This is a genomic window from Mariniphaga sediminis (assembly GCF_003573545.1).
Lineage (GTDB): Bacteria > Bacteroidota > Bacteroidia > Bacteroidales > Prolixibacteraceae > Mariniphaga > Mariniphaga sediminis.
Genome location: NZ_QWET01000010.1, coordinates 90,225 through 102,819, shown reverse-complemented (window position 1 = coordinate 102,819; position 12,595 = coordinate 90,225). Strand labels below are relative to the sequence as shown.

At 46.2% G+C, this 12,595-nt stretch carries 10 protein-coding genes; 8 read left to right on the top strand and 2 right to left on the bottom strand.

Annotated elements, in window-relative coordinates:
• Positions 1–1,098, top strand: coding sequence for a PHP domain-containing protein (locus D1164_RS14290; RefSeq protein ID WP_119350683.1), 1,098 nt, complete (start codon positions 1–3; stop codon positions 1,096–1,098).
• A gap of 106 nt (positions 1,099–1,204) precedes the next feature.
• Here the strand turns inward: D1164_RS14290 and D1164_RS14285 are convergent, their stop codons facing one another.
• Positions 1,205–2,059: an AraC family transcriptional regulator gene (locus D1164_RS14285; RefSeq protein WP_119350682.1), complete on the bottom strand. Its 855-nt coding sequence runs from the start codon at positions 2,057–2,059 to the stop codon at positions 1,205–1,207.
• Between the two features lie 184 nt (positions 2,060–2,243).
• Between D1164_RS14285 and D1164_RS14280 the strand changes: the two genes are divergently transcribed.
• The 7 genes from D1164_RS14280 to D1164_RS14250 all read left to right on the top strand — a co-directional run bounded on the left by D1164_RS14280 (position 2,244) and on the right by D1164_RS14250 (position 11,344).
• Positions 2,244–3,167 (top strand): dihydrodipicolinate synthase family protein, encoded by a 924-nt coding sequence (locus D1164_RS14280; protein WP_172594471.1) that lies wholly within the window; start codon positions 2,244–2,246, stop codon positions 3,165–3,167.
• Between the two features lie 19 nt (positions 3,168–3,186).
• Positions 3,187–4,674 carry a sodium:solute symporter gene (locus D1164_RS14275; RefSeq protein WP_119350680.1) on the top strand — a complete coding sequence of 496 codons (1,488 nt, stop codon included), beginning with the start codon at positions 3,187–3,189 and terminating at the stop codon, positions 4,672–4,674.
• Positions 4,675–4,719: 45 nt separating this feature from the next.
• Positions 4,720–5,805 carry a sialidase family protein gene (locus D1164_RS14270; RefSeq protein ID WP_119350679.1) on the top strand — a complete coding sequence of 362 codons (1,086 nt, stop codon included), beginning with the start codon at positions 4,720–4,722 and terminating at the stop codon, positions 5,803–5,805.
• Between the two features lie 32 nt (positions 5,806–5,837).
• A complete protein-coding gene (locus tag D1164_RS14265; protein WP_119350678.1) occupies positions 5,838–7,961 on the top strand; it encodes a ChbG/HpnK family deacetylase in 2,124 nt (707 codons plus the stop codon).
• 194 nt (positions 7,962–8,155) lie between these two features.
• On the top strand, positions 8,156–9,712 hold the full coding sequence (locus D1164_RS14260; protein WP_119350677.1) for a neutral/alkaline non-lysosomal ceramidase N-terminal domain-containing protein: 1,557 nt from the start codon (positions 8,156–8,158) through the stop codon (positions 9,710–9,712).
• A gap of 86 nt (positions 9,713–9,798) precedes the next feature.
• The gene (locus D1164_RS14255) at positions 9,799–10,779 is read left to right on the top strand and encodes an alpha/beta hydrolase (protein ID WP_119350676.1); all 981 of its coding nucleotides are present in this window, start codon (positions 9,799–9,801) and stop codon (positions 10,777–10,779) included.
• Between the two features lie 91 nt (positions 10,780–10,870).
• Positions 10,871–11,344 (top strand): OsmC family protein, encoded by a 474-nt coding sequence (locus D1164_RS14250; protein ID WP_119350675.1) that lies wholly within the window; start codon positions 10,871–10,873, stop codon positions 11,342–11,344.
• Between the two features lie 95 nt (positions 11,345–11,439).
• Here D1164_RS14250 and D1164_RS14245 read toward each other — a convergent pair whose 3' ends face one another.
• Positions 11,440–12,591, bottom strand: a complete 1,152-nt coding sequence (locus tag D1164_RS14245) for an MFS transporter (protein WP_119350674.1) — start codon at positions 12,589–12,591, stop codon at positions 11,440–11,442.
• Positions 12,592–12,595 lie beyond the last annotated feature (4 nt).

Below are 12,595 nucleotides of genomic sequence, written 5' to 3'. Positions count from 1 at the left end.
ATGACGAACAAAAAAACACCCTCTCAAATGAAATTATTTTTCAGGTTTCTTCCGGTATTTATGGTATCGTTACTGCTTTTAGGATCTTGGGGTTGCCAGCCCAAATGGGATATTCAAAACCCGTATGCCGAAGTAGACTGGGCCGGTCACCAGCGGTACAAAGCCAACTTTCATACGCATACCACCCGCAGCGACGGGCGCATGAACCCGCAAACCGTGGTGGACAAGTACCATGCGCTGGGGTATAAAATTCTGGCTATTACCGATCACAACGAAGTAACCTATCCCTGGACTGCTTTTGCTGACATGGAGGCAAGTTCTGCTTCGCATGAACGGTTGGAAGAGAACCGGCTTGAAGAGGATGAAATTGTTTATGAAAACCGCGACCCGCAGCAACTGGGTATGCTGGCCATTCAGGGAAACGAGCTTTCGAGGCACCACCATACCGGCAGTTTTTTTAACGACCATAATGGTACAGAAACCGAGGAGGAATCTTTGAATGCGGTAGCGGCAAAAAACGGACTGAATATGTTTTACCACCCGGGCCGTTACACAACCCGCAACCCGGAAAAATACAACATCGACTGGTACGTGGATATTTACCAGCGGTACGACCAGCTTTTCGGAATGGAAATCTACAACCAGGGCGATCGTTACCCCGGCGACAGGGAAACGTACGATGCGGTACTTTCAAGGCTGATGCCCCATCGTCCGGTGTGGGCCTATTCCAACGATGATATGCACCACAGCAGTACGCTGGGCCGGAACTGGAATGTTTTACTCCTCCCTGAACTCAGCGAATCGTGGGTACGAAAAGGAATGCAGGAAGGCCGCAGTTATTATGTGTATTCGCCTGCGGGGCACAATGCGCATGTTTTGCCGGAAATCAGGGAAATAACGGTAAACAACCGAAAAGGGTTGATTGAAGTAAATGTAACCGGCCAGGATTCTGTCCGCTGGATTTCAGAAGGGGAAGTGGTTCACCGGGGAGCAACATTTTCACTGAAAGAAACCCCTGAAGTTGAAAAATATGTTCGGGCTGAGATATTCGGGCCGGGCGAGGTTGTTATGGGAACACAGCCGTTTGGAATCAGGTAAAGGATTTTTTTCTGTCTCCTGTAGAATAAAAATCAAAAATATGAAATCTAATCCTGACGGGGTTCTGAGCCCCGTTAGGATTAATAAAGAACTGATTTTATTTGGCCTACTGCAGAAACGCCTTCCGGTACTCCGAGGGTGTTTTTTTCATTACCACTTTAAAATAATGGTTAAAATTGGCCAGGTTGTTATACCCGCATTCGTAACAAATCTGGGTAATCTGTTTGTCGGTTTCGGCCAGCATCCGGGCGGCAATGCCAATGCGCACACTTTTTACATAATCCATAAAAGTCTGGCTGGTTTTCTTTTTGAAATAGCGGCAAAAGGAACTGGGTTCCATACAAACCAGCTTGGCTGCATCGTTCAGGTTAATTCCGTTTTGTACATTTTGAAAGACATATTCGTAAATCTTGTCAATTTGTTTCCTGTCTTTTTCATAATTATTTGGCAGCGACGAAGGAAGTGCCAGGTATTCGCGGTTGTCAATCTGGAGAAGCAGGCTAAATACTTTCAGCAGTTCGATATAACGCTCCAACCCCTCCATAAACACCATTTTTTTTAACGATTCCGCTACTTTTTTTGTTTTTGAACCTTTAAAACGGATGCCGCTGTCTGCTTCTTTCAGCATGTTAACAACCTCTTCCAGTTCTGGAATATTAAAAAAGTCGGAACTGATAATGTTCTCATAAAAATGGGTTACCACGCATTCTCCATAGCTTTCCTTATCGGTTTCAAGCACTTCCCAGCAGTGGGAAATATTGGGACCCAACAATACCAGGTCGCCTTTGGTGTAGCTCGAAATGTTGTTTCCCACAATCCGGCGACCCGCTCCAGATGTAATGTAGTTTAATTCGAAATTCTTATGGGAGTGGATCTTATCCGAGTCGGGGTCCATTTTTAATCTTCGCGTTATAAACGAATGCTTGTGTGAAACATCAATCTTTTCGTAAACGAATCTCATGTTATTCTATTTTAACCAAAAACCGTAAATATAAATGATATTTTTGTAATAGTGGTCAAAATTTAATGTGAAATGAACAATTTTCGACAAGCATTTTGCTTCGGATTACTTTTCTTTTGTAAGTAGGAAAAAACAACCTGATCAGGAAGAATTTGAGTGATGAATTTTCAAGAGAAAAATGATTATGAAACAACCTTTATGCGGGATCATCCCTCCGATAGTAACTCCGCTTGTGAATGACAATGAGTTGGACGAGGATGGATTGGAAAGACTTATTGAGCACCTTCTGAAGGGAGGCGTGCATGGTATATTTTTACTGGGAACAACAGGCGAAGGGCCCAGCTTACGTTATAGTCTGCGTGAGAAATTTGTAAAAAAGGCCTGCAGCTTAATAAATAAAAGAGTACCGGTTTTAGTGGGAATTACCGATACTTCGTTTGATGGTTCGTTAGAAATGGCGGCCTGTAGTAAAGAAGCCGGCGCTGATTTGCTGGTGATAGCGCCTCCTTACTATTTCCCCATTTCTCAGTTGGAAATGCAGCATTACCTTGATGATTTGGTACCCCGGCTGCCCTTGCCGTTTTTAATGTACAACATGCCTTCGCATACCAAACTGCATATGTCGCTGGAAACAGTGAACCATGCCAAAGAGTTGGGAGCACTGGGAATAAAAGACAGCTCGGGAGATATGCTGTACCTTTATTCATTGATTGATACATTTAACAGTTCGCCGGATTTCTCTGTTATTGCGGGTACCGAGATATTTCTTCCCGAAACCATTCAGCAGGGAGGACATGGGGCCATTGCCGGCGGCGCCAATTTGTTTCCCCGGCTTTTTGTCGACTTTTACGAAGCATCAGTGCAGAAGGATGTGCGGCGAATCGAATTTCTTAGGCAAATTGTGATGGAAATGTATAATACTATCTATAATGTTGGTACATTTAACTCTCGTATTATGGTAGGTATTAAATCTGCCCTTTCGGTTATGGACATCTGTAACGATTATGTGGCACATCCGTTGAAGCGGTTCAGCGGTGCCGACCGGGATGCTATTGCGAAGTATGTTGAACAAATAAAAGAAATGATAGGTAAATCTGTGGTTACCTGAACCTCTATAGCTTAGTATTATGCAATTACCAACCTTAGACCTTGTGGTTTTTCTCCTTATAACTTTTGGGAACGTGTTGTTTGGAGCCAGTTTTTTCTTTAAAAATAAAACAGCAGGGCAGTTTACTTCAGGTGGCGGCAACCTTCCTGCATGGGTAGTGGGTATGTCCATTTTTGCCACGTTTGTAAGCAGCATCAGCTTTTTGGCGCTGCCGGGCAATGCCTATTCCACCAACTGGAATGCACTGGTTTTCAGTTTTTCTATTCCGTTTGCCTCCATTCTGGCTGTTAAATTTTTTGTGCCGTTGTACCGTGGAATTGGGAGCATCTCGGCGTATAATTATCTGGAAACCCGTTTTGGCACGTGGGCCAGAGTTTACGCCTCGTTGTGCTACCTACTGACCCAGCTGATGCGAACCGGTGCCATATTGCTTTTACTGGCTTTGCCAATTAACGCATTGTTTGGTTTTAATATCCGTACCATTATTATTGTTACGGGAATTGCCGTTACGCTTTACTCCATGCTGGGTGGGATTCGTGCCGTGGTCTGGACTGACGCCATTCAGGGAATCGTACTGATTGCCGGTGCCATTGTTTCGGCCCTCGTTCTTACCTTTTCCATGCCTGAGGGGCCTGGACAGGTTTTCGAAATTGCTGCTGCCAATAATAAGTTCAGCCTCGGAAGTTTTGGGGCCAGTCTTTCTGAGTCCACATTTTGGGTAATACTTATTTACGGGCTGTTTATTAACCTGCAAAACTATGGCATTGACCAGAACTTTGTGCAGCGGTACATGGCTACCAGTTCTGATAAAAAGGCCAAATCGTCTGCACTATTCGGTTCGCTTTTGTATGTACCGGTTTCCGTGATCTTTTTTTACATCGGAACCGCATTGTATGCCTACTACACGGCCATGCCGGAATTACTTCCTGCTGAGTTGCATGAACCCGGAGCAGGCGACAAAGTGTTTCCGCATTTTATTGTGAATGGCCTGCCAACAGGGATTACAGGACTGTTGATTGCCGCCATTTTTGCGGCTGGTATGAGTACGATTTCTACCAGCCTGAACAGTACTGCTACCATTGTTTTAACGGACTATTACCAGCGGTACTTCAATAAAAATGCGAACGAACGTTCATCCATGGCGGTACTGTATATTTCGTCGTTGGTTATCGGTTTTTTGGGCATACTCATCGCGTTGACCCTGGTGGGGGTAGAAAGTGTGCTGGACGCCTGGTGGTCGCTGGCTTCTATTTTCAGCGGCGGTATGCTGGGGTTGTTCCTGCTGGCCTTTCTTTCTCGGAAAGTGCGACGGATGGATGCAGTTATCGGCGTAATTGCCGGTGTGCTCGTGATTGTATGGATGAGCCTGAGCCCGCTCTATTTTACAGAGGGAGGCCTGCTGGCTTTTCGAAGCCCCTTCCACAGTAACCTGACTATTGTTATCGGAACGCTGGTGATTTTCCTGTTAGGATTTATCAGCCTGAAATTTTTTTATAAAAAACGATAATTCTTTAAATTTGACTGTAATATCAAATCAATCAATTCAATAAATATGAGAACAATTCTTTCTATTATACTTATGATATCTGTATCCGGTCTTCTGGCATCCAATCCTTTTAAAGGGGATCGTGCCGTGGTAAAGTCGGAGTTTATTTACAAGCCGGAAGAAGTTTCTTTTCCCAGTTGTCATGCTTCCACCATCGCCCAAACCGATGGAGGTTTGGTGGCTGCCTGGTTTGGCGGAACACATGAGAAACATCCCGATGTGGGCATTTGGGTCAGCCGGTTTGAAAAAGGAAAATGGACTGCTCCGGTTGAAGTTGCCGATGGTGTCCAGCATTCTGAACTGAGGCACCCTACCTGGAACCCGGTGCTGTTTGACTATGGTGATGAACTTTTTCTTTTTTACAAGGATGGGCCGAATCCCCGCGACTGGTGGGGGCAGCTTATCATTTCTCCCGACAACGGAAAAACATGGTCACGACGCATGCGGTTGCCCGAAGAAATTTACGGCCCCATAAAAAACAAGCCGGAGTTGCTGCCCGGGGGTGAACTTATTTGTCCCACCAGTACAGAGCACGAAGGCTGGCAGGTACATATGGAATTTACATCCGACCGGGGTAAAACATGGCAACGTACCGAACCCATTAATGATGGTACCGAAATGGCAGCCATTCAGCCCAGTATTTTAAAACACCCGGGTGGAAAACTGCAGATTTTGTGCCGCAGCAAAAACAAGCAAATCCTGTCGGCGTGGTCAACAGATAACGGCCGCACATGGAGTAAGCTGGAACCTATTGATTTGCCGAACCCCAATTCCGGAACCGATGCCGTTACCCTCAAGGATGGACGGCACGTGCTGGTTTACAATCACATCGATCCGGATGAGGTTTGGGGCGACCGGAATGTCCTGAATGTAGCTGTTTCTTCTGATGGATTGAACTGGCAGGCAGCCGTTTTATTGGAAAACGATCCGGACCCCGATGGTGAATATTCTTACCCGGCAGTGATTCAGGCAGCTGACGGAATGGTGCATATCACTTACACCTGGAACCGTAAGACGATAAAGCATGTGGTGTTAAATCCGGCTGAACTGGAGATGAAGCCCATTAAAAATGGGAAATGGCCGGCTATGTAATTTTTTAATTGAGACTTCTAAAACCAAAAACGATGGACAAAACGACAAAAACATTTCCGGCGAGGTTCTCATTCGTTTTGCATGTATTGCTGACTGCCGGATTTTTTTTCTTAATGTGTGACGCAGAAGCACAGCAAAACTCCGGATCAACGTACCGGTCGGAATATATTTTTCCGGTGCAGGAAAAACATGTGCACAGTAGTTCGGTGGTGGAATTGCCTACCGGCGATTTGCTGGCATGTTGGTTCGAGGGCTCGGGCGAAAGGAAAGCCAACGATGTGAAGGTGATGGGAGCCCGGCAAAAAAAGGGACAAACCCAATGGGGTGAGCCCTTTGTGATGGCCGATACTCCCGGAAATCCCGACTGCAATCCTGTATTATTTCTGGATGCAAAAAAACGTTTGCACCTTACCTGGGTTGTGGTTGTGGCCAACCGCTGGGAAGCTTCCCTGCTGAAAACACGCCTTTCAACTGACTACCTCAACGATGGTCCCCCCAAATGGGACTGGCAGGATGTGATTCTGTTAAAACCGGGCGAAGAATTTGCCGAAGCCCTGGAAACAGGCTTTCGGGAGATGGATCCCCCCGGACTGGCCTGGGCCGAGTATGCACCGCAGTATGAAAGGATGATAGTGGAAGCAGCCAAAAATCCGGTAAAACGGGAAGTGGGCTGGATGGGGCGCATTCAACCGCTTGTTCTGGAAAACGGCAGAATACTAATGCCGCTTTACTCCGATGGTTACAATGTGTCGCTGGTAGCCATTTCCGACGACCATGGCGATACCTGGAAACCCAGCCTGCCCATTGTGGGGCGCGGAAATATTCAGCCGGCGCTGTTGCAGAAAAAGGATGGAACAATAGTGGCCTGGATGCGCGACAATGGTGATGCTCCCCAACGCGTTATTTTCAGCAGTTCGAAAGATAACGGATATACATGGAGCGTTTCTAAAAAAACAGCAATTCCCAATCCGGGAGCAAGTGTGGAAGTGATCGCTTTAGATGATGGCAACTGGCTGATGGTGAACAACGATTTGGAAGATGGAAGAAACCGGCTGGCCGTCTCCCTTTCTGACGACGAAGGAACTACCTGGAAATGGAAAAGGTATGTGGAATACGTTCCGAAAGACAAAGGCGGCTTTTCATATCCCACGGCTATTCAGACCAGTGATGGCAGGGTACATATTACCTATTCATTTCATACTCCCGGGAGGAAATCCATCAAACATGTTTCGTTTTTGCCTTCATGGGTAAAAGAAGCAGATACGGGCGATACGAACGCCGAGAAACTGGGTTTCCCAAAAGGGAAAAAAGTGCTTCTCCTGCACATGGATGATTTGGGTATGTGCAGAGAGGCCAACGATGCCGGGAAATATTATATTGAAAACGACTATATTCTTTCGGGGGCGGTGATGATGCCCTGTGAAAATGCCGAAGAGTTTGTGGAATGGGCAAAAACACAGCCGAAGGCAGATGTGGGCGTTCACCTGACGCTCACCAGCGAATGGAAAAGCTGGCGCTGGCCGCCGCTTACCGACCCGGAAAAAGTTCCCGGACTGCTGGATTCCCAGGGTAAAATGTGGCGCAGCGTTCCGGAAGTGGTTATGAATGCCACGCCGCAGGAGGTGGAGATGGAAATCAGGGCGCAAATTGAAAAGATGCTGGCCTGGGGATATCAGCCAACCCATATTGATACCCACATGGGGACGCTGTACGGTTCCCCTGAATTTTTAAAGGTATTTTTGAAAGTGGCGGAAGAATATAAGATTCCGGCCAATGCCATCGATCTTTCCAATCCCAAAGTGGCAGCGTTTTACAGTGCCGAAGGATATCCGGTTACGGATGAGGTAATTGAAATATTAGGAAATTACAACCTGCCGCACCTCGATAATTTTGGCAGTGTGCCCAAGGGGGATACATATGAAAAAGTGAAATCAAATTTCTTTGCCCTGGTAAATGCGTTGGACCCCGGGATTACCGAAATTATTTTTCATCCCTCTGTGGAAACGGAAAATATGAAAACAATTACCGGATCCTGGCAGCAACGGGCCTGGGAGGCTGAAATGTTTGCCGACCCGGAAGTAAAGAAGTTTTTTAAAGATAACGATATCATCCTTACTACCTGGCGGGAGGTGATGGAGCGATTTGAAAAAAAGTGAGCGTTTTTGATTACCGTTCGTTTTTTGCGTAAAATGCTGATGAATTATCCCTGAATATCCCATTTCATGGGGAACAGAGATAGTTCCTGTAAGTTTGCGGGCAGGGATTTGCTTCGCAGGTTCAGGGAGAATGAGTTGATTGTGAGAAGAACAAACTATCTTTAAGTGAAAATACGGATAATCATTTGATACCCATGAAAAAATTTTTCAAAACAGCCGGAGTCATTTTCCTTTTGGTGCTTGTCAGTCTTTCTGTCTGGTGCTTTGCGAATATGAAAGACCGGCATCCGGATTATCACGTGGATATGAAAATCCGGAATCAATCCTCGTCTGAATTAAAAGCAGGGTTTGCTGCAGTGCCTGTTACACCCGAAGTTCCCGACCGTTGGGAGGACAAAAACGGGGATTTTAAATACAACCCGAAGGACGGAGATACTTTTACCGATGGCAATGGAAACGGGAAGTTCGATCCGGTGTGGATTGCCGGTTTTAGCAACAACAAACCAGCCACCGGGGTGCACGACGACACCTGGGCTCGCACCATGGTCATTGACGATGGTAAAACCCGTCTGGCCATTGTAATTCTCGATGTCATAGGTTTTATGCACGACGATGTGGTGGATGTACGTAAAATGCTGCCGGAAAACCTGGGACTCACCTATACAATCATTGCTTCAACACATACACATGAAGGGCCGGATTTGATGGGGCTTTGGGGAAAACATCCGCTGAAGAGCGGCGTGGATAAAACGTACATGCAGTTTGTGAAGGAGCAAACGGTAAAGTCGGTGGAAACTGCGGTGAAAAACCTCTGCCCTGCACGTCTGGAGATTTCACAGGATTTAAGCGGGGCAGTTCCTCAGGTGAAAGACACCCGTCAGCCGGAAGTTTTTGATTCTGGATTACGGTTTATCAGGGCCGTTGATAAAATAACCGGGGAGACACTTGGCAGTTTATTGTCATGGGGAAACCATCCTGAAACTTTATGGAGCGGCAATTTGCTGGTTTCGTCCGATTTTCCCCATTTTTTCAGGGAAGGAGTAGAAAAGGGTGTACTTAACAAAGACAGTCTGGTACAACCCGGTATTGGCGGTGTGGCTGTTTTTATGAATGGAGCCATTGGCGGGCTAATGTGTACCCACCGCACCCATCCCATTACTGATCCTTTTTCCGGAGATGTGTTGGTGGAGCCCTCTTTTGAAAAGGCGGAAGCACAAGGAAACATCCTTTCAATGCTGGCGCTGGATGCCATGCAACGTCCGTCGGAGGTTATTGAAACTGCCGGGATTTCGCTGGTGGTGCGCACCCTGAAACTTCCCATAAAAAATACGTTGTTTAAACTGGCTACAGCACTGGGGGTACTCGACCGGGGCACAGCCGGCTGGATGAAAATGAAGACGGAACTGGCCGTTTTCAGCATTGGTCCTGTTTCATTTGTGACAATTCCCGGTGAAATTTATCCAGAAATTATTAATGGGGGAGTGGAAGCACCCCAGGGCCGCGATTTTGAGATTGGCCTTACGGAGGTGCCACCTGTCCGGGAACTGATGCCTGGAAAATACAAGTTTGTAATCGGCCTGGCAAATGATGAAATAGGATATATTATTCCCAAAAGCCAGTGGGATGTGAAAGCTCCTTTTACGTATGAAAGAGATGATTCTCCTTACGGGGAAGAAAATTCACTGGGGCCGGAAACTGCGCCTGTGCTCCATCGCAATTTAAAGGAGATGTTACAAGAGCTGGGGGAGTGAGTTGTTGAAATCGTATTCCCGGTTTGGGTATCCGGTTGCTTCACCCTGGTGAGAATGGATTTTGAAAAGTCAAAAAAACAGATACTATGAAATCCAACATTTTCAAACGCTTGCTGAAAGGTTTATTACTGGCCTTTTTGGTTTTTTGCCTGCTGATGGTAACTCCACGGATTATAGGATTCGTGTTCCCCGAAAAACTACCAATCGGTTATCATTTCGAAACACTTTCTTATCTGGCAGTGGGAGTAGGGTTGGAAAAGCTGGCGGATTTGGAACCGGAAATACCGGAAACCATCGAAGAGATAAAGGATGTGGAATACAGGAATGTGAACGGAAAATCGTTACAGATGGATTTCTACCGTCCTAAAAGTGCTGTCAAACCCTTGCCGCTTTTATTGTTTATTCATGGAGGAGGGTGGCGAAGTGGTAAACGTTCCGATTACCTCGTTTACCTGGTTGACTTTGCTAAAAAGGGCTATATGGCGGCTACGGTTTCGTACCGGTTAAAACGGGATAGCATCTATCCGGCCGCTGTGGAAGATGTGACCAGCGCCGTAAAATGGCTGTTTGAAAACGGCGAAAACTATGGCTACGATCCCAACCGCATTGCCCTTGTCGGCGGTTCTGCCGGGGCGCACCTGGCATTGCTGGCGGGTTATGGCTGGGGAAATACAGCATTGCATGGTGAAGCGGCGTCTGCGCACCGGGTGAAAGCGGTGGTCGATATTTACGGGCCGGTGGATTTGACGACCGAATATGCCCAGAGTCAATCGCTGGCGACTGGATTTATAGGGCATTCGTACGAGGAAAAACCGGAATTGTACCGCGAAGCTTCCCCCATTTCTTACCTGAAAAGTTCCGTTCCTCCAACGCTCATTTTACATGGAACATCTGACAATCTGGTGCCGGTCAGCCAGTCTGATACTTTAAAAAGCAAGTTGGATAAACTGGGCGTTCCCTGCGAATATTACCGCATTCCGTTGTGGCCGCACACAATGGATATTGCCAAACGGGTAAACGGGTTTTCACAAAAGAAGATGGAGGCGTTTTTTGAAAAATATCTTTGATACCCCACTCATTTTTTTGTTCTTTGCGAAAATATAAAATGCGATTCTACAAACCAGCACAGGTGCTCAACAGAGTAATAACGAATGAAATATGAGTAAAGAACATACTTATTGTGTAACCGTCAGATGGACCGGAAACACAGGAAGTGGAACGTTGAATTACAGGTCGTACGAAAGGAGTCATACCATTTCGGTAAATAACAAACCGGATATTTATGCCTCTTCTGATCCTGCATTCCGGGGCGACAAAACAAAATACAACCCGGAAGAGTTGCTGGTGGCCTCTCTTTCCGGCTGCCATATGCTTTGGTTTCTGCATTTATGCGCAGAAGCGGGAGTTGTGGTTACAGAATACACCGATACCCCAACAGGTATAATGAAGGAGACGAAAGAGGGAGGCGGAAGATTTGATAAAGTGATTTTAAATCCGGCCGTGACCGTTCAAAATGAACAATCAATGGAGCTGCTTGACGGTATTCATAAACGGGCCAATGAACTTTGTTTTATTGCTAATTCTGTAAATTTTCCGGTACTTCATCAGGCAACTGCCCGGTATTTAAAATAAGGATTCGCTTTTTACCCGGATGAAATATTCTTCTTTCCACCGTAGAGCGCAGTGGAAAGAAGAATATTTGTTTGCCCAATGTTTTTAATTAAGCCTTATCTTTTACGAATATAAAATGAGACCCAAAGGATATAAAGCATACAAATACCGATGACAAACATACTGGCAAGAGGCGAAACAACGGTGCTCACAAGACCGACAACCGGAGGGACAAATGCCCCGCCGGAAACCGCCATAATAAGCAATCCCGATATTTCATTGGCTCTTTCAGGCATCTTTTCCAGTGCCAGCGAAAAAATAACCGGGAACATGCTACCGGCGCCCAAACCGGTTATAAAAATAAAAACCAGGGCAACGATGTAAGTGGGAGCCATCAGTACTCCGGCAACACCGGCCAAAGATACTAACGCAATGAGCAGCAGAAAAGGCCGTGGTTTAATCCAGTTTAGCATAATAGCCCCAGCCAGCCGGGCAACTGTTTCCCCTGCAAAAAATATACTGATTCCAATGGCTGCCTTTTCAAGTGTCAAACCAAATTTAGCAATCAGGATATTGGCTATGTTGGTATTCATCGCCACTTCTGCCCCAACAATCAGGAAAATTGAAAGAGCCATAAATGCGATGAAACGGTTTTTCAGTAAGCCGAAACAGGAACTGAATGAGGCCGGTTTCCTGTCGGGTTTTGATTCCTCAATGGGGGTTGATGCCAGCCATATGGCAGCCAGAACAGAAGTAATGCCGTACACGGCAAAGACAAGCTTCCAGTCGCCAAACCTTATTGCCAGAAATGTAGTAATCAGCGGGCCGGCAAAGGATATAACTGCTTTCACAAATTGACTGGTGCTTAAATAACTTGCCAGCTTTTCTTTTGGGGAAACATCCTGGAGTAGCGGATTGGCCGAAACCTGGATGATGGTGTTTCCAATCCCGAGGAGCAGAAACGACGCGAACATCATCCCGAAGGAATAAAATAGAAAGGGCAGTCCCAGCCCGATGGCCTGAATGATCATCCCTGTGTTCAGCATATTTCGTTTCCCCACTTTATCCTGCAGGATGCCCACCGGAACTGACAGGATAAAGAACCACAGCAGCACCATCATGGGAAGGAACTGCGCAACAAAATTTGTCAATTCAAAATCTTGCTTGATATAGCCGGTTGCCACACCAATGATATCAACAAATCCCATTACGACGAAAGAGAGGAAAACAGGGAGTAGCTTACTCCATTTTGCTTTTTGCGTTGTCATAGTT